At 70.4% G+C, this 23157-nt stretch carries 20 protein-coding genes; 9 read left to right on the forward strand and 11 right to left on the reverse strand.

Features of this window, described 5'->3' with window-relative positions; translation table 11 throughout:
• Positions 1–18: 18 nt before the first annotated feature.
• From BLV96_RS18165 to pdhA, 4 genes are all read right to left on the reverse strand, one after another.
• Positions 19–603 carry a TetR/AcrR family transcriptional regulator gene (locus BLV96_RS18165; protein WP_086671016.1) on the reverse strand — a complete coding sequence of 195 codons (585 nt, stop codon included), beginning with the start codon at positions 601–603 and terminating at the stop codon, positions 19–21.
• A 123-nt stretch (positions 604–726) separates the two neighbouring features.
• Entirely contained in the window at positions 727–2064 is a 1338-nt protein-coding gene (locus tag BLV96_RS18170; protein WP_086671018.1) for a dihydrolipoamide acetyltransferase family protein, read from the reverse strand.
• Between the two features lie 16 nt (positions 2065–2080).
• Positions 2081–3073, reverse strand: a complete 993-nt coding sequence (locus tag BLV96_RS18175) for an alpha-ketoacid dehydrogenase subunit beta (RefSeq protein WP_086671019.1) — start codon at positions 3071–3073, stop codon at positions 2081–2083.
• On the reverse strand, positions 3073–4278 hold the full coding sequence (gene pdhA / locus BLV96_RS18180; protein ID WP_086671021.1) for a pyruvate dehydrogenase (acetyl-transferring) E1 component subunit alpha: 1206 nt from the start codon (positions 4276–4278) through the stop codon (positions 3073–3075). Before pdhA ends, BLV96_RS18175 begins: the two co-directional genes overlap by 1 nt.
• 370 nt (positions 4279–4648) lie before the next feature.
• On the opposite strand from pdhA, the gene BLV96_RS18185 reads away from it, so the two are divergent.
• The gene (locus BLV96_RS18185; protein ID WP_167379643.1) at positions 4649–6070 is read left to right on the forward strand and encodes a M20/M25/M40 family metallo-hydrolase; all 1422 of its coding nucleotides are present in this window, start codon (positions 4649–4651) and stop codon (positions 6068–6070) included.
• Positions 6071–6121: 51 nt separating this feature from the next.
• Here BLV96_RS18185 and BLV96_RS18190 read toward each other — a convergent pair whose 3' ends face one another.
• The gene (locus BLV96_RS18190) at positions 6122–6694 is read right to left on the reverse strand and encodes a TetR/AcrR family transcriptional regulator (RefSeq protein WP_086671023.1); all 573 of its coding nucleotides are present in this window, start codon (positions 6692–6694) and stop codon (positions 6122–6124) included.
• 84 nt (positions 6695–6778) lie between these two features.
• On the opposite strand from BLV96_RS18190, the gene BLV96_RS18195 reads away from it, so the two are divergent.
• Complete coding sequence (locus BLV96_RS18195; protein WP_086671025.1) at positions 6779–7783, forward strand: saccharopine dehydrogenase NADP-binding domain-containing protein; 1005 nt, start codon at positions 6779–6781, stop codon at positions 7781–7783.
• Here the strand turns inward: BLV96_RS18195 and BLV96_RS18200 are convergent.
• From BLV96_RS18200 to BLV96_RS18210, 3 genes are read right to left on the reverse strand one after another with little or no spacing between them, the layout of a single operon-like run.
• On the reverse strand, positions 7780–8622 hold the full coding sequence (locus BLV96_RS18200) for a transglutaminase family protein (RefSeq protein WP_086671027.1): 843 nt from the start codon (positions 8620–8622) through the stop codon (positions 7780–7782). The genes BLV96_RS18195 and BLV96_RS18200 overlap by 4 nt on opposite strands.
• Positions 8619–9566, reverse strand: coding sequence for an alpha-E domain-containing protein (locus tag BLV96_RS18205; protein ID WP_086671029.1), 948 nt, complete (start codon positions 9564–9566; stop codon positions 8619–8621). Before BLV96_RS18205 ends, BLV96_RS18200 begins: the two co-directional genes overlap by 4 nt.
• A 9-nt stretch (positions 9567–9575) precedes the next feature.
• Complete coding sequence (locus BLV96_RS18210) at positions 9576–11231, reverse strand: circularly permuted type 2 ATP-grasp protein (protein WP_086671031.1); 1656 nt, start codon at positions 11229–11231, stop codon at positions 9576–9578.
• Positions 11232–11697: 466 nt separating this feature from the next.
• Here BLV96_RS18210 and BLV96_RS18215 point away from each other — a divergent pair, with 466 nt between their 5' ends.
• The 4 genes from BLV96_RS18215 (at position 11698) to BLV96_RS18230 (ending at position 16546) form a co-directional block, all read left to right on the forward strand.
• Positions 11698–12522: a transporter substrate-binding domain-containing protein gene (locus tag BLV96_RS18215; protein WP_244180300.1), complete on the forward strand. Its 825-nt coding sequence runs from the start codon at positions 11698–11700 to the stop codon at positions 12520–12522.
• A 91-nt stretch (positions 12523–12613) separates the two neighbouring features.
• Complete coding sequence (locus BLV96_RS18220) at positions 12614–13417, forward strand: amino acid ABC transporter permease (protein WP_086671033.1); 804 nt, start codon at positions 12614–12616, stop codon at positions 13415–13417.
• Positions 13414–14172 (forward strand): amino acid ABC transporter ATP-binding protein, encoded by a 759-nt coding sequence (locus BLV96_RS18225; protein WP_086671035.1) that lies wholly within the window; start codon positions 13414–13416, stop codon positions 14170–14172. Before BLV96_RS18220 ends, BLV96_RS18225 begins: the two co-directional genes overlap by 4 nt.
• Positions 14173–14233: 61 nt before the next feature.
• Entirely contained in the window at positions 14234–16546 is a 2313-nt protein-coding gene (locus BLV96_RS18230) for an oxidoreductase (protein WP_086671037.1), read from the forward strand.
• 42 nt (positions 16547–16588) lie between these two features.
• On the opposite strand, the gene BLV96_RS18235 is transcribed toward BLV96_RS18230, so the two are convergent.
• A complete protein-coding gene (locus BLV96_RS18235) occupies positions 16589–17164 on the reverse strand; it encodes a hypothetical protein (RefSeq protein WP_086671039.1) in 576 nt (191 codons plus the stop codon).
• Between the two features lie 164 nt (positions 17165–17328).
• On the opposite strand from BLV96_RS18235, the gene BLV96_RS18240 reads away from it, so the two are divergent.
• Genes BLV96_RS18240 through BLV96_RS18250 form a run of 3 tightly spaced genes read left to right on the forward strand, consistent with a single transcriptional unit; the run spans position 17329 to position 21561 of the window.
• On the forward strand, positions 17329–19140 hold the full coding sequence (locus tag BLV96_RS18240; protein ID WP_086671042.1) for an NHL domain-containing thioredoxin family protein: 1812 nt from the start codon (positions 17329–17331) through the stop codon (positions 19138–19140).
• A gap of 1 nt (position 19141) precedes the next feature.
• Positions 19142–19474 carry a GroES family chaperonin gene (locus tag BLV96_RS18245; protein ID WP_086671044.1) on the forward strand — a complete coding sequence of 111 codons (333 nt, stop codon included), beginning with the start codon at positions 19142–19144 and terminating at the stop codon, positions 19472–19474.
• Positions 19475–19500: 26 nt separating this feature from the next.
• The gene (locus BLV96_RS18250) at positions 19501–21561 is read left to right on the forward strand and encodes a VanW family protein (protein ID WP_091389335.1); all 2061 of its coding nucleotides are present in this window, start codon (positions 19501–19503) and stop codon (positions 21559–21561) included.
• A gap of 4 nt (positions 21562–21565) precedes the next feature.
• On the opposite strand, the gene BLV96_RS18255 is transcribed toward BLV96_RS18250, so the two are convergent.
• Together BLV96_RS18255 and BLV96_RS18260 are read right to left on the reverse strand one after the other, a co-directional pair.
• Positions 21566–22273, reverse strand: a complete 708-nt coding sequence (locus BLV96_RS18255) for a leucine-rich repeat domain-containing protein (RefSeq protein WP_086671046.1) — start codon at positions 22271–22273, stop codon at positions 21566–21568.
• Entirely contained in the window at positions 22270–23109 is an 840-nt protein-coding gene (locus tag BLV96_RS18260) for a helix-turn-helix transcriptional regulator (RefSeq protein WP_086671048.1), read from the reverse strand. The genes BLV96_RS18255 and BLV96_RS18260 overlap by 4 nt, the downstream gene beginning before the upstream one ends.
• Positions 23110–23157: the final 48 nt, after the last annotated feature.

The following is a 23157-nucleotide window of genomic DNA, read 5'->3' on the forward strand; positions in this document are numbered from 1 at the left end:
CGCCCCCACCGCCCGGGATCACTTGGCCTCCACGGCGCCGTGCAGGAAGACGTCGACCACCTGGCGCGTGGTGGGGGCGTCGTCGATCGGCGCCATCCGGCGGCCGCCGAACAGCAGGGTCAGGAACAGGGCGGCCAGCTGCTCGGGGGTCAGCCGCAGCCGGTCCGCGTCGGGCTCGAACAGTTCGGTGATCGCGCCGCGCATGGCGGTCATCGACTCGCCGCGGCCGCCCTTCATCGTGCGGTTCTTCAGGCGCTGCTCGGGGTCGCGCTGCTTGTGCCGGCCGGACGCGTGCAGGGCGCCCATCAGCGCGCCCATCCGCTCGAAGTGGGCGCCGAGCGCTTCGGCGGCCTCGACGAGCCGGTCCGCCAGGGGCTGCTCGACGGGGATCTCGGCGATCGCGTCGAGGACGTGGTCGGGGCGCAGCACCTCGGCGGTGCAGGCGTCGAACAGCTCGTCCTTGTCCTTGAACGCGCGGAAGATGGTGCCCTCGCCGATGCCGGCGGCGCGGGCGATCTGGCTGGTCGTGACCGCGGTGCCGTGCTCCATGAGGAGCGGCAGCACCGCGTGCACGATCATGGCGCGCCGGTCTTCGGCGCTCATGCTCGGCGCTCTGCGCCGGGTCTCGGGTGCTGGTGTCATGCCACCAGTGTGCGGAGTGAGTGCTCACTCCGTCAAATGAGTAAAAGTGAGGACCGCCCGAAGACGGCCCTCACCTGCGGAAACTCAGTACGTCATCGCCATGGCCGGGTCGGCCAGGAGCGCGCCGACGTCGGCCAGGAACTCCGAGCCCTGCTGGCCGTCGACCACCCGGTGGTCGAAGCTCAGCGACAGCTGGAGGACCTTGCGGACCTTGATCTCGCCGTCCACCACCCACGGCTGGTCCTTGATCGCGCCGAGGCACAGGATCGCGGACTCGCCCGGGTTGATGATCGGCGTTCCCGTGTCGACGCCGAACACGCCCACGTTGGTGATCGTGATCGTGCCGTTCGCCATGTCCGCCGGGGACGTCTTGCCCTCGCGGGCGACGTCGGTCAACGCCGTCAGCGCCTGAGCCAGCTCCTTCAGCGACATCGAGTCGGCGTCGCGGACCTTGGGCACGATCAGGCCGCGCGGGGTCGCCGCCGCGATGCCGAGGTGCACGTAGTCCTTGAAGACGATCTCCTGCGCGGCTTCGTCCCACACCGCGTTGATGTCCGGGGTGCGCTTCGCCGCCAGGCACACGGCCTTCGCCGCGAACGTCAGCGGCGTGACCTTCACGCCGGCGAACTCGCGCGACTTCTTCAGCTTCTCGCGGAACTCCATCATCGGCGTGACGTCGATGGTCAGGAACTCCGTGACGTGCGGAGCGGTGTACGCGCTCTGCACCATCGCGGCCGCGGTCATCTTGCGCACGCCCTTGATCGGCACGCGCCGCTCGCGGGAGCCACTGTCCACAACGGACTCGACGACCGGGGTGCCGTTAGCCGCCCGCTCGACGTCTTCACGCGTGATGACGCCACCGGAAGCGGTGCCGGTCAGCGCGTGCAGGTCGACGCCGAGGTCCTTCGCCAGCTTCCGCACCGGCGGCTTCGCCAGCGGGACGTACCCGCCGCGCGGAGCAACCGGAGCAACCGGAGCAGCGGGAGCAACCGGAGCGGGCGCCGGAGGAGCGGCGACAGCGGCAGCCGGGGCCGGCTCAGCGCCCTTCCGCGCCCGCCGCTGGGTCACGACAGCCTTCGAGCCGTAACCGACCAGCGGCTTCATCTCTTCTTCTTCGACCGGCGCGGCAGCGAGTGCGGCCGCGGCGGGGGCCGCGGCCGGAGCGGCCGCCCCACCGGGGTCGACGTCGATGGTGAGGATCGGCGTTCCGACCTCCACCGTCTGACCCGGCTCGACGTGCAGCTCCGTGACGACGCCGGCCCACGGGATCGGCAGCTCGACGGCGGCTTTGGCGGTCTCGATCTCGACCACGATCTGGTTGACCGTCACCGTGTCGCCCGGCTTGACGTGCCAGTTGAGGATGTCGGCTTCGGTCAGCCCCTCGGCCGTGTCGGCCAGGGGGAACTGTTTGAACGTAGGCATTGCGCGGAGATCCCCCTTACCAGGCGAGTGAGCGGTCGACGGCGTGCAGCACGCGGTCCAGGTCGGGGAGGTAGTGCTCCTCGAGCTTGGCCGGCGGGTACGGCGTGTCGAACCCGGTCACCCGGAGGACCGGCGCTTCCAGCGAGTAGAAGCACTCCTGCTGGACGCGCGCCGCGATCTCCGACGTCAGCGACGACTCCGATGGCGCCTCCGACAGCGCGATCAGGCGGCCGGTCTTGCGGACCGACTCGAACACCGGGCCGAGGTCCAGCGGCGAGAGCGTGCGCAGGTCGATGACCTCGAGGGACTTGCCCTCGTCCTCCGCCGCGGCGGCCGCGTCGAGCGCGACCTTCACCGACGGGCCGTACGCGACGACCGTCGCCGTCGTGCCCTCGCGCACGACGTGCGAGGAGAACATCTTCTGCGGCGTGCCCGCGACGTCGATCTCCGCGCGCAACGCACCCGAGTGGTACAGGCGCTTGGGCTCGAAGAACAGGATCGGGTCGTCCGACTTGATCGCTTCCTGGATGCCCCAGTAGGCGTCGACGGCGTTCGAAATGGACACGACCTTGAGGCCCGGGATGTGCGCGAACAGCGACTCCGGCGACTCCGAGTGGTGCTCGACCGCGCCGATCCCGCCGCCGAACGGCACCCGGATCACGACGGGCATCTTGACCTTGCCCTGCGTCCGGTAGTGCAGCTTCGCCAGCTGCGAGGAGATCTGGTCGAAGCCCGGGAAGATGAAGCCCTCGAACTGGATCTCGCAGACCGGCCGGAAGCCGCGCACGGCCAGGCCGACCGCGGTGCCGATGATGCCCGACTCCGCGAGCGGCGTGTCCAGCACGCGCTGCTCGCCGAAGTCCTTCTGGAGGCCGTCGGTGATCCGGAAGACGCCGCCGAGCTTGCCGACGTCCTCACCCATGATCAGGACCTTGGGGTCTTCTTCCATCGCGCGGCGCAGGCCGAGGTTGAGCGCCTTGCCGATGGTGAGTTTCTGGAGGTCGGTCATCAGTGCTCACCCGCCGTTGCGAAGCCGTCGAGGTAGGACAGGAACTCTTCGCGCTGCGCGTCCAGCACCGGGTTGCCCTCGGCGTAGACGTTGCTGAAGATCCGCTCCGGCGGCGGTTCGGGCATGTTGAAGGTGTAGTCGCGCAGGTCGGCGGCGAAGGAGTCCGCTTCGGCCTGGACGCTGTCGAAGAACGCCTGGTCGGCGTAGCCGCCGCGGGCCAGGAACGCCCGGACGCGCTCGATCGGGTCCTTGAGCTTCCACTCCTCCAGCTCGTCGGAGAGGCGGTAGCGGGTCGGGTCGTCGGTCGTCGTGTGCGCGTCCATCCGGTAGGTGAACGCCTCGATCAGGACCGGGCCGTTGCCGTGGCGGCACTCGTCGAGCGCCCAGCGCGACACCGCGAGGCACGCCAGGACGTCGTTGCCGTCGACGCGGATGCCGGGGAAGCCGTAGCCGCGGGCGCGCTGGTACAGCGGCAGGCGCGACTGGCGCTCGGTCGGCTCGGAGATCGCCCACTGGTTGTTCTGGCAGAAGAACACCAGCGGCGCGTCGTAGACGGCGGCCCAGACGAATCCTTCGTGGACATCGCCCTGCGAAGTCGCTCCGTCACCGAAGTAGCAGATGGTGGCTTCGCCGTCGTCGTCGCCGACCTTGCCCTCGAACTTCTGGCCCATCGCGTAACCGGCGGCGTTGAGCACCTGGTTGCCGATCACGATGGTGTACGGGTGGAAGCCGGTGCCCTGGTAGTCCCAGCCACTGTGGTCGGTGCAGCGGAAGATGCCCAGCAGGTCCTTCATGTCGACCCCGCGCGCGTACGCGACGCCGTGTTCGCGGTAGCTGGGGAACGCCATGTCGTTCTTCTTCAGCGCCCGGCCGGAGCCGATCTGCGCGGCTTCCTGCCCGAGCAGCGGGACCCAGATGCCGAGCTGGCCCTGGCGCTGCATGGCGTTGGCTTCGCGGTCGGCGCGGCGCACCAGCACCATGTCGCGGTAGAGCCCGCGCAGCGCTTCGGCGTCGATGTCCTCGACGTACTTGTCGAACTGGGGCGAGGGGACCCGTTCGCCTTCGGGGGTGAGCAGCTGAGTCAGCTCAGCGCCACCTTCGCTGGTTGCCCGCAATCCGGCGATCACCTGCTCGGGGGAAGGCTGGGCCGCTACGGCGGCCGGCCCGTCTCCGGGCTCCGGGTGCGTCCACTGTTCGGACGGCATGCGCAGTACTCCTCGGTGTCGGTGCCTCTGGCGGCCGCTTGTGGCGACCACAGCGACTGCACCGGCGGGGACCAGCGCATCGGGTCCGAAGCGCTCGGTCACCGTCGGCGTTGACGGTTCACGCCGACATCCTGGCACGAAGGTCGTGGCTTTGGTCAGACGCGGTTGCTGATTTGTTGCTGAGAAAGGGGGTCTGAACAGGGAAAACGTTTGGAAGCCCGAGCATCGGACCTACGAGAGTAGGGAATCGACGCGCGCGCTCACCAGGCTCGTGAGTGCTCCGCGCGGTCGGAACTGCCCTGATCACTCACGAGCGGTAGGCGACCTTGTGATGTGCCGCACGCCGGGACGCCCATGGCACGATGGCGGCGTGGAGCAGAAATCCGTTCGTGAATCCGTCGTGACGTCGTGGACCGACGACGTCATCCCGAGCCTGTCCGGGCTGGTGGCCATCCCCGCCCTGTCCCCGGCCTTCGACGCCGACTGGGCGAACACCGGGCACCTGGCCGCCGCCGTCGACCACGTCCGCGAGTGGATCGCCGCGCGCGACCTGCCCGGGGCGACCCTGGACGTCGTCGAGCTCGAAGGCCGCACCCCGCTGCTGCTCGTCGACGTCCCGGCGACCCCGGGCGCGGCGGGCCAGGGCACCGTCCTGATGTACGGCCACCTCGACAAGCAGCCGCCGGTCGGTGGCTGGTCCGAGGGCCTCGGCCCGTGGACGCCGGTGATCCGCGACGGCCGGCTGTACGGCCGCGGGTCCGTCGACGACGGCTACTCCGGCTACGCGGCGACGACGGCGATCCAGGCCGTGCACGCGGCCGGCGGCGAGCACGCCCGGATCGTCGTGCTGCTGGAGACCGGCGAGGAGTCCGGCAGCCCCGACCTGCCCGCGTACGTCGAGCACCTGGCCGACCGGATCGGCGACGTCTCGCTGGTGGTCTGCCTCGACGCCGGCGGCAGCGACTACGAGCGGTTGTGGCTGGTCACGAGCCTGCGCGGGATGCTGCACCTGGACGTCACCGTGCAGCTGCTGGGCTCGGCCCAGCACTCCGGCGTGGCGTCCGGCGTCGTCGCCAGCTCGTTCCGCGTGCTGCGCAAGCTGCTCGAACGGCTCGAGGACACCACCACCGGCGAGCTGCTGCTCGACGAGCTCAAGGTCGACGTCCCGGCGAACCGGCTGGCCGAGCTCAAGGCCGTCTCGCAGGACTTCCCGGAGGCGCTCTCGACGGCGTTCCCGCTGGTCGAAGGCGGCCGCGTGATCTCCGAGGACGCGCTGGAGCTGGCGCTCAACAACACCTGGCGGCCGACGCTGTCGGTGATCGGCGCCGACGGCTTCCCGAAGCCCGCCGACGCCGGCAACGTGCTCCGCGAGAGCACCACGCTGACCTTGAGCTTCCGGCTCCCGCCGACGGCCGACGCCGAGAAGGGCCTCGAAGCCGTCAAGAAGGCCCTGACCACCGACGTCCCGTACGGCGCGAAGGTCACCTTCGGGCACAACCCGCAGGCTGAGGACGGCTGGAACGCGCCGACCGAGGCGCCGTGGCTGACGAACGCCCTGCGCACGGTCAGCGACGAGGTCTTCGGGCAGCCGCACCGGGCGGCCGGCATGGGCGGGTCGATCCCGTTCATGGGCCTGCTCTCGCGGAAGTACCCGGAGGCGCAGTTCCTGGTCACCGGCGCGTGCGGGTCGGACTCGAACATCCACGTGCCGGACGAGTGGCTGCACCTGGACTACGCGCAGCGGGTCACCGAGGCCGTCGCGCACATCCTGGACGCGCACGCCCGCGGCTGAGCACCCGCAGCTTTCACGTGAAAGCTACCCGGAGGCCCCTCCGGGTCGCTTTCACGTGAAAGTGCCGCCGCAGGCGCGGAGGAACGCCGAGGTGGCCGCGTCGAGGTACACCCGGAACTCCTCGGCGCCGTCCGCGTCGATCCAGCGGTCGAAGGCGTCGCCGAGGATGATCGCCGCGACCTGCGCCGCCGGTTTCGCCAGCTCGGGCGCGGTTCCCCGGCGTTCCAGCGCGTCCCGGATCGCGGCCGTGATCGCCGCGCCCTTGCTCCGCTCGCGTTCGCGGAGTTCGGCGCTCGACGCGATCACGGCCCGCCGTTCCGGTGACGGGTCGACGAGCCGCGTGACCTGTGTGCCGACTTCGACGAGCGCGCCGAGCGCCGTGCGAAGCGGCGACTCCGCCTCTTCGGCGGCGAAGACGGCTTCGGCGACCGCGGGCGGTAGCTGCTCCGCGCCGGCGAAGAGGACTTCGCGCTTGTCGGGGAAGTAGCGGAAGTACGAGCGGCGGGTAATCCCGGCGCGCTCGGCGATCTGCGTCACGGTCACGGCGTCGTACCCGTGCTCGGCGAACAGCTCCAGCGCGGCTTTCCGCAGCCGGTCCGCGGTCCCGGGATCCCATCTGGCCACGGTCCCAGCCTACAAGTGATGTCTCAGTGTGTCGTCACGTGCTAGCCTCAGTGATGACACACTGAGACATCACTGGAGGTCGACATGGACATCTGGGTTCTGGGCGCGTCGGGTCGTACCGGCCGGGCCGTCACCGCCGCGCTGGCCGCACGCGGGCTGGAGGCCGTGCTGGTCGGGCGTGACCAGGCGCGGCTAGAGGCGCTCGGCGGGAAGTTCGTCGTCGCCGACGGTGCTGACGCCATCGCGGCCGAAATCCGGCGGCAACGGCCCGCGGTCGTCATCAACACGATCGGCGAGTATGCGGCGACGGCGCCGGCGATCGCCCGCGCGTGCCTGCCCGGTGGCCACTACGTCGACCTGGCCGCGGACCTCGTCGCGATCCCGCGGCTGCTCGACCTGCACGAAGAGGCTCAGGCCGGCGGTAGCACGTTCCTGACCGGGGTCGGCTTCGGTGTCTTGGCCACCGAGGCCGTCGTGGTCAAGCTGTGCGAAGGGCGGCCGACGCCGGCCTCCGTGCGGGTCGACGCGCTGGCGTCCGTCGCCATCGAGGAAGGCGCCGTGGGGGTCGCGCTGGCCGCCAGCATCGTCGACGCCCTGACCACGGCCAGGTCCGGCGCGGCCCCGAGGACCATCGCCCTGCCGGACGGCGAGTCGATGACGGCGGCGGGTGCTTCCTCCGGTGAGCTGATCGCCGCCCAGCGCGCGAGCGGTACGTCGGACGTCACGGTCTACTCCGGACTCGCGCCGGTCTCCCCGGTGGTCCGGGCGCTGGTGCCCTTGCTCGGCCGGCTGGTGGCGATCCCGGCGGTGCGCCGGTTCGCCGTCCGGCGGCTCGCCGCGATCCGCACGAAGCCCGCGCCCCGCCCGCGCACGCACTCGTGGGGCCACGCGATCGTCACCTGGCCGGACGGCACGACGCGCGAAGGCTGGCTCCGCGCGGGCGAGGCCATGGACTTCACCGCCGCGACCGTGGCCGAAGCGGCGGCCCGGCTCGCCCGCGGCGAAGCCAAGCCCGGCGCCGGAACACCGGCGGCCGCGCTCGGCGCCGAGGTCGCCGAAGCCGCGGGCGGGACCTTCGTCGGCTTCTAAGCCAGCCGCGTCAGGTGGACCGAGACATCCAAAGTGGACTGACCGCCACCGGTGAAGATGCCCTTCAACGGCGCCACGTCCGCGTAGTCCCGGCCCATCGCCACCCACACGTGCCGCGGGCCGACCGGGATCGCGTTCGTCGGGTCGTACGCCCACCAGCCGCCGGTCCAGACGTCGACCCAGGCGTGCGACTCGCCCTCGACCACCTCGCCGAGCTTGGCGTCCGGCTTCGTGTGGAGGTACCCCGAGACGTACCGCGCCGGGACGCCGATCGCCCGCAGCATCACCAGCGTGACGTGCGCGAAGTCCTGGCAGACGCCTTCGCGCGCCTGCCAGGCGTCCGTCGCCGTCGAGTGGACGCCCGTCGTGCCGGGCTGGTACTTGAGCTGCTTGTTCACCCACTCGCAGACGGCCAGCACCGCGTCCGCCGGATCCAACCCCGTCCGCAACGCACGGGCTTCGCGCGCCAGTTCCGGGTCGTGCGGGGTGTAGTCGGTCGGCGTCAGGTACTCGGTGCGGTGGTCGACGACGGTGTCGGACCGCAGGTCCTTCCAGGTCGCGGTGCGGATCGGCTCGGCTTCGTCCGCCGTCTCGACCACCGACGTCGCCAGCACCGTGAACTCCGTGTGCGGCGCGTGGAGGTCGAACGACGTCACGACCGTGCCCCAGTAGTCGGTGTACCGGTACGCGCGGGTCGCCGGGGTCGTCTCGATGCGCGTCGCGACCGTCGTCTGGCGGCGGTCCGAGCGCGGGGTCAGCCGCGCCTCGTTGTACGACTGCGTCGCCGGCGTCGCGTACCGGTACCCCGTGCGGTGCGCCACCCGCAGCTGCCACGTCACAGCGAAACCTCCGCACCGCTCCACGCCACCCACGGCGACGTGCTGAAGTACTGCAACGACACCGCTTCCCCGATCTCCTTGATCGACGTCTGCAACGTCCCGAGCCGCCGCGGCAGGTCGGTCAGCAGGTCCGCCGGGCGCAGGAACTCCAGTTCGCTGCGGGCCCGGCCGAGCTGGCGCAGCGCCTCGGACTTCTCGTTGTTGCGCGCGCCGCCGCCCGGGTCGAGCCGCTGCAGGCACTCCTCCGCCTGCCGCAGCGCGTGGAACACCGAGCGCGGGAACAGCGTGTCGCGCAACAGGAACTGGACGACGCGACCGGCGTCGAGCGCGCCGCGGTAGGTCCGCAGGTACGTGTCCTGCGCGCCGGCCGAACGCAGCACGGTGATCCAGCCCGGCGAGGACGCGCGGTCCGCGACCCGCGACAGCAGCAGCCGGACCAGCATGTCAGCGCGTTCGATCGAACGGCCGAGGACCATGAACAGCCAGCCGTCGTCGCGCGACATCGTCGAGTCGGCGAGGCCGGCGAACATCGCCGCGCGTTCTTCCACGAAGGACAAGAACGCGTGCGGCCCGGCCCGGCGCGCGTAGCGCTGCCGGTCCGGGACCGCGTTCCACGTCGCGTTCAGGCATTCCCACAGCTCGGTCGAGACGACTTCACGCGCGCCCCGCGTGTTCTCGCGCGCGGAGTTGATCGAGCCGACGATCGACGCCGGGTTGTCCTTCGCGTACGCGACCAGCTCGGTCAGCTTCCAGACGTCGAGGGCTTCCCCGTCGGGGGTGTCGATGCCCAGGACGGCCAGCAGCTGGCGGCTCGCGTGGTCGGAGTCGACCGTCGCGTCTTCCAGCAGCTGGTGGACCGAGACGTTGAGGATCCGGGAGGTGTCGTCCGCGCGTTCGACGTACCGGCCGATCCAGTACAGCGACTCCGCGTTGCGTGCCAGCATCCGATCCTCCTAGCTCTGCTGTTGCTGCTGTTGCTGGGACGAGGTCAGCTCGGGCCCCTGCTCGGCGACCAGGCCGTCCACAGTGGACAACGCGCCGAGCGCCGGCGACTCCAGCTCGCGCTCCGCGGTCGACGCCCGGGACGCCAGCACCCACGTGTCCTTCGAGCCGCCGCCCTGCGACGAGTTGACGACCAGGCTGCCCTCCGGCAGCGCCACCCGCGTCAGGCCGCCGGGCAGGACGAAGATGTCCTTGCCGTCGTTGACCGCGAAGGGCCGCAGGTCGACGTGCCGCGGCGCGAGCCGATCGTCCACCTTGGCCGGCACGGTCGAGAGCTGGACCACCGGCTGCGCGATCCAGCCGCGCCGGTTCGCGCGCACCTTCCGCCGCAGCGTCGCCAGTTCCGCCGGCGTCGCTTCGGGCCCGAAGACGATCCCGTAGCCGCCCGACCCTTCGACCGGCTTGACGACCAGCTCGTCCAGGTGCGCCATGACGTGGTCGAACTCGTCCGGCAGCCAGCACCGGAACGTGTCCACGTTGGGCAGCAGCGGCTTCTCGTTCAGGTAGTACTTCACCATCTCGGGCACGTAGGTGTAGACGAGCTTGTCGTCGCCGACGCCGTTGCCGACGGCGTTCGCGACCACGACGTTGCCCGCGCGCGCCGCGTTGAGGACGCCGGCGATGCCGAGCACCGAGTCCGGCCGGTAGTGCACCGGGTCGAGGAACTCGTCGTCGATCCGCCGGTAGATGACGTCGACCTGGCGCTCGCCCTCGGTCGTGCGCAGGTAGACGACGTTGTCGCGGCAGAACATGTCCCGGCCTTCGACCAGTTCGACGCCCATCAGCCGCGCCAGCAGCGAATGCTCGAAGTACGCCGAGTTGTAGACGCCGGGGGTCAGCACGACGACCATCGGGTCGGCCACGTTCGCCGCGGCCGCCGCCCGCAGGGCCCGGAGCAGGTGTGACGCGTAGTCACCGACCGGGCGGACCCGGTGCTGGGCGAACAGGTCCGGGAAGACCCGCGCCATCGTCCGCCGGTTCTCCATCACGTACGACACCCCGGACGGGTTGCGCAGGTTGTCCTCGAGCACCCGGAACGTGCCCTCTTCGTCGCGCACCAGGTCCACCCCGGACACGTGGAGGCGCACGCCGTTCGGCGGGTTGATGCCGAACGCCTCCCGCTGGAAGTGCTCGCACGAGGTGATCAGCCGCCGCGGCAGCACGCCGTCACGCAGGATCTGCCGGTCGCCGTAGATGTCGGCGAGGAACGCCTCGAGCGCGCGGACGCGCTGGGCGACACCGCGCTCGAGCTTCGTCCACTCGGCCGCCTGGATCACCCGCGGCACCAGGTCCAGCGGGAACGGCCGCTCCTGCCCGGACAGCGAGAACGTGATGCCCTGGTCGACCATCGCCCGGTCCAGCGCCTGCGACCGCGACTGCAGGTCGTGCGCGTCGAGCGCGGCGATCGACTCGTAGAGCGCGCGGTACGGGCCGCGGACCGTCCCGTCGGGGGCGAACATCTCGTCGTAGGCGCCGGCGTGCGGGCGTTCCGGGGAGAGGTACCCCTCGAACCGCGCCCCCGGCCGGGTGATCCGGCGGGTCGTCGCCTTCCTCGCGCGTCGACCGGACGGGGGCAGCCGGGGCGGGGTCGCGTTCATGAACGACATCCTCACCCACACGGGCGGCACGACGCGACACTTCTACTCGGGTGCCGCGGTACGAAACGTCGTCTTAACTCGAGCCGCGCATGTACGGCTCGGCCGGCGTCAGCCGGAAGCAGCGCTCGTCAATTGTTCTGGACCTGCACACATTCGGGTCGGTTGGCGAAGCCCCCCCGACGAACCCTTCGGCCAGCGTGTCCGCAACGGCCGGTCCGCCGGCCGCCACGACCGATCCGGCGATCACACCCGGCCAGGACGGCCGCTCTGCCGCGATTCGACATCTCCATTCCTCCCTCCTGACAGAGTGTGATCCAGTTCACTCCCATTGGATCGTCGCAGCCGATTGCCCTCTGAAAGTTGCGCGCCACCCCGGTCATCGCAACGTGTCTGTAACGGGCGGTCGCTGGGCGTTGAGTCGATTGAGTGGCAGTATGCGTACTCTCAGAACCTGAGAACTACGAGGAGTGACGACGTGGCCCGAGTACCCCAACTCAAGGCGCTCGCCCTGATCCCGGCCCTCGCCCTGGCCGCCGGTGCCTTGGCCGCGTGCGGGGGCGACGAAGGCGGCACGGCCGCCGGTGGTGTCCAGCTCATCGCGGCAGGCAAGCTCACGACCTGCACGCACCTGCCCTACCAGCCGTTTCAGGTGAAGCAGGGCGACAAGATCGTCGGCTTCGACGTGGACCTCGTCGACTTGGTCGCGAAGAAGCTGAACGTCCAGCAGAACATCGTGGACATCGCCTTCGAGAACATCGAGTCCGGCGAGGCCATGAACTCCGGCCAGTGCGACCTGGCCGCGGCGGGAATGACGATCACCGACAAGCGCAAGCAGAAGTTCGACTTCTCGGAGCCCTACTTCGAGGCCACGCAGGCGCTGCTGGTCAAGGCGGGCTCGCCGATCAAGGACTTCAGCAACGTCGCGGGCAAGAAGATCGGCGTCCAGTCGGCCACGACCGGCGCCGACTACGCCAAGGAGCACGCGAAGGGCGCCGAGATCGTCACGTTCGACGACCTCGCCCTCGAGGAGCAGGCGGTCAAGAACGGCACGGTCGACGCGGGCGTCAACGACAACGGCGTCCTCTACGACTTCGTGAAGACGAACCCGGACACCGCCGTCGCGACCGAGTTCAAGACCAACGAGTTCTACGGCATCGGCGTCAAGCAGGGGAACTCCGCCCTGGTCACGGCGATCAACGACTCGCTGAAGGCCTCGGTGTCGGACGGCACCTACGCGCAGATCTACCAGAAGTGGTTCGGCAAGGCGCCGACTTGGCTGCCGGGTAACCCGACCCAGTAAGACCCCCGCCTGTGGCCGGTGCTTCGGCACCGGCCACAGCGGCGTTTCCAGTGTGTTTGACTGCCCGTTCCGGGCCTGCTCGAGGAGTGAAATGGCACTGAGCCGACGCCAGCGACGATCGGCGTTCCGGGGTGCGCAGTACGTCCTGTTGCTCGTGATCGTCGTCGTGCTCGCCTTCCTGGCCAACTGGGGCCAGATCGGCCGGGCGTTCTTCGACCTCGACGTCGCGGCGAAGCAGTTCCCCGACGTCATCACGGTGGCGCTGAAGAACACCATCATCTTCACCGCGCTCGGCTTCGCGCTGGGCCTGGGCCTGGGCCTGGTGCTCGCCCTGATGCGGCTGTCCTCGGTGGGGCCGTACCGGTGGTTCGCGCGCGCCTACATCGAGTTCTTCCGCGGCCTGCCCGCGCTGCTGATCTTCCTGGCGGTCGGCGTCGGCGTCCCGATCGCGTTCCCGGACACCCACCTGCCGCGCAACATCTCCATCATGATCGCGCTCGGCATCGTGTCCTCGGCCTACATGGCCGAGACGATCCGGGCCGGCATCCAGGCCGTCCCGCGCGGGCAGGTCGAGGCCGCCCGCTCGCTCGGCATGTCGCCGGCGCGGTCGATGATCACGATCGTCATCCCGCAGGCGTTCCGGATCGTGCTGCCGCCGCTGGCCAACGAGCTGATCATGCTGACCAAGGACTCGTCGCTGGCGTTCCTGCTCGGGACGACGCCGGCGCAGCAGGAGCTCGCGCAGTTCAGCCGCCAGGCGCTGCTGGAGGCGAAGGGCCTGACCCCGATCGTCGTCGCGGGTGTCTGCTACCTGGTCATCACCATCCCGCTGTCGATCCTGCAGCAGCGGCTGGAGAAGAAATACGGGGCCGGAGTGGCCGGGGGTACCAAGTGAGCGACGTGATCGTCGAAGTTTCCGGCCTGCACAAGGCGTTCGGCCCGCTCGAGGTGCTCAAGGGCATCGACCTGCAGGTCGAACGCGGCCAGGTCGTCTGCATCATCGGGCCGTCCGGGTCGGGCAAGTCCACCTTGCTGCGTTGCGTGAACCTCCTGGAGGAGCCGCAAAAGGGCAAGATCGTCGTGAACGGCAACGAGATCACCGACGAGGACGTCGACATCGACGGCGCCCGGCGCAAGATCGGCATGGTCTTCCAGGGCTTCAACCTCTTCGCGCACCTGACGGTCCTGGACAACCTGACCGTCGCGCAGCGCAAGGTGCTCAAGCGCGGCAAGGAAGAGGCCCAGCGGATCGCCCGGGAGAACCTCGAGAAGGTCGGCCTCAGCGAGAAGGAGACGTCGCTGCCCGGGCAGCTGTCCGGCGGTCAGCAGCAGCGCGTCGCGATCGCGCGGGCGCTGTCGATGAACCCGGACGTCATGCTGTTCGACGAGCCGACGTCCGCGCTGGACCCGGAGCTGGTCGGCGACGTGCTCGCCGTCATGCGGCAGCTGGCCGAAGAGGGCATGACGATGCTGGTCGTGACGCACGAGATGCAGTTCGCCCGCGAGGTGGCCGACAGCGTGCTGTTCATGGACGGCGGCGTCGTGGTCGAGCAGGGCCCGCCGAGCCAGGTGATCGGCGACCCGCAGCACGACCGGACGAAGTCGTTCCTCAACCGGGTCCTCAACCCGACGCACAGCATCGACGACTGAAACGCCTGCGAATTCCGTTCGCGTTCGCTACTTTGAAAGTGGGTGAGGGAGGGGGCAGTCCGTGACGACCGAAAACGCGCTGCCACCCCTCGACCCCTTCGCGGGCATTCCCGACCGCCGCTACGAAGTCAAGGCGTCCGACCTGCTGAAACCCGGCAACGGCGGGCTGCTGCGCTGGCGCCGGACGGCCACCAACGCGCCGATCGTCTACGTCGAGGACGCCTACATCACCGGCACGCTCGACCTGCGCGCCGCGGACCTGAAGTACCTCTTCCGGTTCGAGCGCTGCCGGTTCGAGCAGCCGCCGGACGTGCGGGAGGCCAACCTGCTCGGGCTGGTGTTCCGCAAGTGCTGGCTGCCCGGGCTCAAGGCCCGCAACATGCGCAGCCGCAACGACGTGCGGCTGATCCGCAGCGTCGTGCAGGTCGACGGCGCCGACCGGGAGGTCGAGGAGACCACCGTCCAGCGCGGCGACGACCGCGAGCGCGGGATGCCGAACGCCGCGGTCAACCTGACCGACGCCGTGATCGAGGGGTCGCTGGTGCTGACCCGCACGGTGATCGCCCACCCGCACGGCAAGGCGATCCACGCCGACCGGCTGGTGCTCGCCGGCGCACTGCTGGCGTACCGGATGGTCGCGAACGGCGAAGTCCGGCTCCCGGGCCTGCGGACCGGCGGTAACGTCAACTTTTCGGGCGCCACGCTGAACAACCCGGACGGCTTCGCGCTCAACGGCAACGGCCTGCACATCGGCGGCAGTCTCCTGTGCGAAGTCGACAACTACGGGCCCGCCAGCCAGCGGAAACGCTTCTCCGCGACCGGGATCGTGTACCTGCCGAGCGCCACGGTGGACAGCGACATCGTGCTGCGCGAGGCGAAGCTGACGGTGTCCCAGCAGGGCCCGATCGCCGTCGACGCGTGGAAGTCCAACGACCCGTACCTCGACCCGCGGCCCGCGCTGGTCTTCGACCGGATGCGCGTCGACGGCAACGTCGAGCTGTCGGACGGGTTGCAGGCGCTCGGCACGCTCCGCATGGTCAACGCCCGGATCGGCGGCTCGCTGCGGCTGGCCGGCGCCGAGGTCAGCGTGGTGCGGGGCAAGTCCCAGCCGTACTACGACCGCGCGTTGCACCTGGACGGCACCGAGATCGGCGGCGACATCGAGGCGACGAGCCTGCGAGTCCCCGCCGGTCAGCTGCGCCTGGCCGACGTCACGGTCGGCGGCAACTTCCTGGCCTGGAACTCGATGTTCCGCCACCCGGGCCGGGACGTGTTCTCGGCGCGGCGGTCGAAGATCGCGGGCAACTTCCAGCTCACGGACGCGACGATCCACGGCACGCTGCGCCTGCAAGGCGTCGAGGTCGGCGGTTCGATCAACCTGGCGGGCACCCGGCTGACCGAGCCGGGGCTGCGCGCGACCAGCAGTTTTTCGCTGGACGTCCGAACGGGCCGGATCGGCCGCGACCTGACACTGCGCGACAACAACGGCCGCCCGTTCGTCGCGGAGGGCGGCGTCAACCTCGACGGCGCACAGGTCGCCCGCCGCGTGGACCTGCGGGGATCGGAGCTGAGGTCGCTGCCGCCGTTCAGCGTGGCCCTGGACGCGGGCGACGTCGCGGCGGACGAGTTCTCGCTGACGCCGAACCTGCCCCCGGCCGGCCGCGTGGTCCTGCGCCGCGCGCACTGCGGGACGTTGACGGACAACGACGAGTTCTGGGCGTCGTCCGGCGGGATCGAGCTGGAGGACTTCCGCTACGACGCCTTGGGCCGAGGCATCCCTCTGGCCGACGACAAGGCCCTGGATCGCCGCATCGAGCTTCTCCGCCGGGCGATGCGCGGCTACCGCCCGGGCCCGTACGACCAGCTGGCCCACATGCTCCGCGCGGCGGGCAACGAAGAGCACGCGTCGACGGTGGCGTTGCGCAAACAGCAGTTCAGGTACGAAGCCCTGGCGCGCGGTTTCAAGTTCTTCGGCCCGGGTGTCCGGCTGTGGAGCTGGCTGCAGCGGTCGATGGTGGGCTACGGCTACCGGCCGGTGCGGGCGCTGGGCTGGCTGTTCACGCTGCTGGTGCTGGGGAGCCTCTGGTTCGGGCTGGGCACGGACGACTGCACCACGTGGAAGTCGGACGAGACGCACCAGATCATCGCGAACGGGCCGAGGTGCGTGGTCAACCAGCAGGACACGGGCCTGCAGTGGAACCCGGTGATCTACACGGCGGACCTGCTGGTGCCGATCGTGGACTTCGGCAACAAGTCGCGCTGGTACATGCACGGAACGGACATCTGGGTGGCGGCGGGCTTCACGGCGTCCGGCTGGATTCTGGCGACGACCGTGGCGGCCGGGGTGAGCCGGATGCTGCGCCGGGAGAATTGAGCTCTCTTCGGCTTTCTAGTGTCAAGGCTAGAAAGCGCCAGACTAGTCGATGAAGCGGGACCAGAACTCGATGTACCTCGGCCCATCGGGTGGCGCCGTGCTGATGCCGCCCGTCGCGAACTCGCGGTGCAGGTAATCCCGCAGGTCAGAGCCGTAAACGATGATGTCCGTCTGGTACACCGACAGCACCGGGTAGCCCGCCGAGCCCGGCAACCCCGGCAGGTACCGGTGCCCGCAGACCGGCACCAGTTGCGGCACGCCGGCCAGGCGGCGGCGGGCTTCGCGGACCGCGTCCTCCGGGCCGACCGGGCGCGTGCCCCAGTCGGGGAGCCAGAAGCCGTTGTGCTCGACGTCGTACAGGACGCCGTCGACCGGCCAAGCCAATCGTTTGCGCAGCTGCTCGGAGTTGCCGCAGCGCCAGTCCGGCCAGCGGTCGCCGATCGGGACGCCGGCGGACAGGAACGTGCGGTGGTCCGCGGCGAAGCGGAAACCGAAGCGGCGCTCGACGTCGTCGAGCTCGGGTCCGGTCAGCCCGGGACGCACCGGTTCCCGGAGGTTCTCCTGCAGGTGCCGTGCCTCCTCGAAGGTGAGGGCGCCGGCCGGCTGGACGGGGGTCATGTGCCGAGCCTAAGCGGCGGCTCACCGCGCCGCGCGTCCTTTTCCGCCGTTTTCACGGGGCACCCCATGGGGTGAGTTTGTTCTCTCATCGGCTGGACTTCGGAACAGAGCGTGAACGCGTGTAGTTCACTCTTGCCGTGACTTCACCCCGACCGCAGGCCCGCGTGCGCGCCCCCGAGCTGCGCGGCGACCTCTGGCTGAACACCGGCGGCCGCCCGCTGACCCTCGCCGAGCTGCGCGGACGCATCGTCCTGCTGGACTTCTGGACCAGCGGCTGCATCAACTGCCTGCACGTCCTCGACGAGCTGCGACCGCTGGAGGCCGAGTTCGCGGACGTGCTCGTGACGATCGGCGTCCACTCGCCGAAGTTCCTGCACGAGGGCGAGCGCGCGTCGATCGAGGCCGCGGTCCGGCGCTACGACGTGCACCATCCCGTGGTCAACGACCCCAAGATGGAGCTGTGGTCGCAGTACGCGGTCCGCGCGTGGCCGACGCTGGCGGTCGTCGACCCCGAGGGGTACGTCGTGCACGTCGCCGCGGGCGAAGGACACGAAGAAGCACTTCGCCGCGTCATCGCGGAGCTCGTCACGAAGCACGAAGCGAAGGGGACGCTTCGCCGCGGCGGCAGCCCGTACGTGCCGGTCGAAGAGCAGGTCAGCGAGCTGCGGTTCCCGAGCAAGGCCGTCGCGACGGCCGAGGGACGCGTCCTCGTCGCCGACACCGGCCACCACGCGATCGTCGAGTTCGCGTCGGACGGCGAGACCGTCATCCGGCGCTTCGGCAGCGGGGAGCGCGGCGGCCAGGACGGGCCGTTCGACATCGCGACCTTCGCCGAGCCGTCGGGCATCGCGCTGCTGCCGTACGACGTCGCCGAGCGCGCCGGCTACCACGCCGTCGTCGCCGACACGGCCGGTCACCGGCTGCGCGGCCTCGACCTGATCACCGGCGAGGTGCGGACGGTCGCCGGCACCGGCGCGCAGTGGCGCAGCGGGCCGGACTCGGGCAAGGGCGTCGAGGTCGACCTGACGAGCCCGTGGGACGTGGCCTGGTACGGCCCGGCCGGCGGGATCGTCGTCGCGATGGCGGGCAACCACACCCTGAGCGTGTTCGACCCGGTCTCCGGCACCATCCGCCGCTTCGCGGGAACGACCGTCGAAGGGCTGCGAGACGGCGACGTCGGCGAAGCGTTCTTCGCGCAGACGTCGGGTCTCGCCGCGGACGGCGACAAGCTGTGGCTCGCCGACGCCGAGACGTCCGCGCTGCGCTGGATCGAGCCCGACGGCGAGTCGTTCACCGTGCACACGGCGATCGGCGTCGACCTGTTCTCGTTCGGCCACACCGACGGCCCGGCCGACAAGGCGCTGCTGCAGCACCCGCTCGGCCTCGCGGTGCTGCCCGGCGACAAGATCGCGATCGCGGACACCTACAACGGCGCCGTACGCCGCTTCGACGTCTTCACGCGCGAAGTGACGACGATCGCGACCGGGCTTTCGGAGCCGCAAGGGCTGCTGCTGCACGACGGCGAGCTGCTGGTCGTCGAGTCGGCGGGCAACCGCATCGGCCCGCTGGCCGCTGCCGAGCCGACGGTCGTATCGGGAGACGCGCACGCCGTCCGCCGTCCGCCGACCGTGCTCGCGCCGGGCGAAATCGACTTCTCGGTCGTCTTCGCCGCACCGCCGGGCGAGAAGCTGGACGACCGCTTCGGCCCGTCGACGCGGCTGGAGATCAGCGCGTCACCGCCGTCGTTGCTGGTCGAGGGCGGCGGTACCGGGACGGACCTGTCGCGCAAGATCCGGCTGGCCGACGGGGTGACCGAGGGCGTGCTGCAGGTCGTCGCGCAGGCCGCGAGCTGCGACGACGGTGGTGAGCACCCGGCGTGCCGGATCACGCGGCAGGACTGGGGCGTGCCGGTGCGCCTGGCGGCGGACGGGGCCGGCGAGCTGAGCCTGGTCATGGCGGGTGCGCCCGCCGAGTAGCATGCGAACCGTGTCTGCCGGCCCGAAACTCGAGATCCAGATGCTGCACGACCGCGTACTCGTGCGGCTGTCGCCGGAAGAGGGCGAGCGCCGCAGCAGCGGCGGCATCGTGATCCCGGCAACGGCGCAGGTCGCGCGGCGGCTCGCGTGGGGTGATGTACTGGGCGTCGGCAACAGTGTGCGGAACGTCAAGACCGGCGACCGCGTGCTCTTCAACCCGGACGACCAGCTCGAGGTCGAGATCCAGGGCGAAGCGCACTTGGTGATGCGCGAACGCGACATCCACGCGGTGGCAATGGAGCGGACCGAGCACGGCACGGGGCTCTACCTGTAGGCCGGCTCCCGCGGAGGGGCAGGAGCGTGGCAGACGACAACGAGCGCGAGCGCGCCGAGCCGGGGGGTTCCGCGGTGGCCGAGCCTGGGGCGGAGGAGCCGGCCGAAGTCGCGCCCGAGGTGGTGGACGCCGGGGAGCCGGAGCCGCCCGGGACCGAGCCCGCCGAGTCCGCTGAATCGCTCGCCGCCGGAAGTGCGGCCGAGTCGCCTGCCGTGGCTTGGCCCGCGGAGCCGTCTACCGCCGAGCCCACTGCGCCGGCCACCGCTGTCCTGGCTCCGGCTGCCGATGAAGCCGCCGTCACCACCGATCTCTTCTCCGATGATCTCCTCGGCGAACTCCTCGAAACTCCCGCCCCGCCGCCCGCGCCCGAGACTCCGGCTCGCAAGCTTCGCAAGGGCGTTGCCCGGACCATGATGTCCATCGGGATCGCGCTCGGGCTCTTCGTCATCCTCTACGCCATCGACCTCCTCGTCAGCGCCGGCGATGTCCCCCGCGGGGTCACCGTGGCCGGCATCGATGTCGGGGGCCTCACCCATGCCGAAGCCGAAGCCAAGCTGCGGAAGGAACTCGAACCGCGGCTGACCAAGCCCGTCGTCATCCACGCCGGTGATGTCCAAGCCCAGCTCGTGCCCGCCCGGTCCGGGCTCGGACTCGACTGGCCGAACACCCTCGGGCTCGCCGGGCACCAGCCGCTCAGTCCGATCACGCGGATCATGTCCTTCTTCAGCAGCCGCGAGGTCGGCGTCGCCACGCGGACCGATCCGAACCAGATCAGCCAGGCCGTGCGGGCGCTCGCCGACGGCAAGCTGAACCACCCCGCCACCGAAGGCGCGGTCGGGTTCGTCGCGGTCGAGGGCAACGATGGCGGCGTCACCCCCTACCCGATCCTGCCGCGGCAAGGCCAGCAGCTGACCGACCTCGACGGTGCCGTGCACACCGTCACCGACCACTGGCTCGACCCCGGGGGCGTCAAGCTCGGCATGGCGATCCAGCCCGTGAAGGCGACCGCCGCCGGGGTGCAGGCCGCCTACCAGCAGATCGTCGTGCCCGCCGTCGCCAAGCCCGTCGTCGTGCACGGGCAGGGCAAGGACGTTCCGCTCAGGCCCGCCACCATCGCGTCGTCGTTCCAGTTCGCCGCCGTCGAGGGCGGGGCCGTCGAGGTCCGCATCGACCAGGGCAAGCTGCAGGCCGCGCTCAAGGACCCTCTCGCGAGCACCGAGACCGACGGCAAGGACGCCCAGATCGTCTTCACCGGCGACCAGCCCGCCGTCGAGCCGTCCGAGGATGCCCGGAAGGTCAACTGGGAGAAGACCTTCCTGCCGCTCATCGACGTCCTCAAGAAAACCGACGGCCGCGACCTCCCCGTCGTCTACAGCGCGTCGAGCCCCAGCGTGAACACCGAGGCCGCCGGTGCGCTCGGCATCAAGGAGGTCATCGGCGAGTTCACCACCGGCGGCCTGGCCGGCCCGGCCGCGACGAACAACCGGACGCTCGCCGCCCGCGTGTCCGGCACGATCGTCAAGCCCGGCGAGACCTTCAGCCTCGGCGCTCGTTCCGGCCCACGCACCGCCGACGCCGGCTACGTGCCCGCTCCGGCCGACGAAGACGGCACCGGCGCCGAAGTCGTCGGTGGTGGCGTCTCCCAGCTCGCGTCCACTTTGTACAACGCGGGCTACCTCGCCGGCCTGACCGACGGCGGTCACCTCGAGCACGACCACTACCTCGACCGCTACCCCGCCGGCCGCGACGCCAAGGCCGTCAACGCCGACGGCAGCGCGGTCGAGCTCAAGCTGACCAACGACTCGCCGACCGGGATCGCCGTCCAGGCCACCGTTTCCGGCGACTCCGTGACCGTCCGGATCTGGGGCACCCGCCACTACCGCGTCGAGAGCCAGACCAGCGCGCAAATCCCCGGGGACTCGCCACCCGTCCAGTTCGGCGGCACCGAACCGTGCCTGCCTTCGATCGGCACGCCCGGCTTCAGCGTCACCGACACGCGCGTGCTCTACGACCTCACGAACGGCGCCGAGGTCCGCCGGACGTCGCACACGGCGACCTACGGTCCGCGCCCGACCATCCTCTGTTGAGTTGTCAGCGAAGGACCATGCAACCCGCCTCCTCGAAGTCGCGCAGCCACGCCGGCTCCCGGAAGTGCTTGTTCCACCGCAGATCCAGTTTGTCCAATTTGGACAAGCCGGCCACCGACGCCGGAAGGGAAACCAGCAGATTCTCCCGCAGGTCGAGCTGGCGCAGCTCGCTCAGCGAGCCGATCGACGACGGCAGCGACGTCAACCGGTTGCCCCGCAGGTGCAGCTCCCGCAGGGCGCCGAGCGCACCGATTGACTCCGGCAACGCGGTCAACCCGTTGCGGTAGAGCCGGAGTTCGCGCAGCGCGGCGAAACCGGAGAGATCCGCGGGAAGCGAGGAAATCCGGTTGTCCGTGCACCCCAGGTACCGCAACCGATCCAGCCGGCACCACGCCGGCGGGAACGACGTCAGCCGGTTGTCGCTGACGTACAGGTACTCGGTGAGCCCGGCCAGGTCGCCCAGCTCGTCCGGCAGCGTGTCGAACTCGTTGTGCCCCAGATCCAGCGTGTGCAACGACTTCAGCGCCGAAATGCCCGGTGGCAGAGACGAAAGCCGGTTCGCCGCCAGGTTGAGCACCTCCAGCCGAGTGTGCGTCCACAGCGAAGAGGGCACCGCGGCAAGCGAGTTCTTGTACAGATCGAGCCGCTTCACCTCAGGAGGCAGCGAAGGCACCGAAGTGAGCCCCTGGCCGCTCAGCTCCACCGACGTCATGACGGCCTCCGGGTCCGGGGCAGCAACGCCCAGCTGCGAGCGTCGTCCGGAGTGGACACCTGGATCCGCAGCCCCGGTGCCTCGGACACCGCCAGCTCGGTCAGCCGGAGGTCCATCCGGCCGGCCTGCGGGTGGTTGATCCGCCGCAGCCGGGCCTGGGGTTCGGCGACCTCGTGCCGGGCCCACAGCTCGGCGAACTCCGGGCTCAGCGCCGAAAGCCGGCGGAGGTCCTCCTCCCAGGACGGGTCGCCGACGTGCCTGCCGTACTCGGCGCGCATCCGCGCGACCATGTAGGGGACCTCCTCGTCGTAGTTCACGAAGAACGCCCGCGCGTTCGGCTCGGTCACGCAGCACCACAGCAGGTTCTTGTGCAGGCACGGCAAGCTGTGCCACTCCCAGAACAGCTCCTCCTGGGCCGCGTTCGACGCCAGGATGTCGAACCGGCCGTTGACCAGCGTCGCGGGCAGCGGGTCGAGCGCGCGCAGCACCTCGCGCACCGGGTCCGGCACCGTTTCCACCGTCGACGGCAGCCGCGACGGCGTCAGCTCCGCCAGCCGGTACAGGTGCTCCCGCTCCGGCGGTTCCATCCGCAGCGTGCGCGCCACGGCGTCGAGCACCTGCGAGCTCGCGTTGATCGGCCGCCCCTGCTCCAGCCACGTGTACCAAGTGACGCCGACGCCCGCGAGCAGCGCCACCTCCTCGCGGCGCAACCCGCTGAGCCGGCGGCGCGGGCCGGGCGCGAGGCCGACCTGCTCCGGGCCGATCCGCGCCCGGCACGCCTTGAGGAACTGGCCGAGTTCCTCTCGGCGGCTGGTGTGGACCGGTGTCCGGGTCATGCGGACATGGTGCCCGAGGGGTACGACAATTTTGAGGGAAGCGGGTGC

Origin of the sequence: Amycolatopsis pretoriensis, assembly GCF_900107925.1 — a bacterium.
Lineage (GTDB): Bacteria > Actinomycetota > Actinomycetes > Mycobacteriales > Pseudonocardiaceae > Amycolatopsis > Amycolatopsis pretoriensis.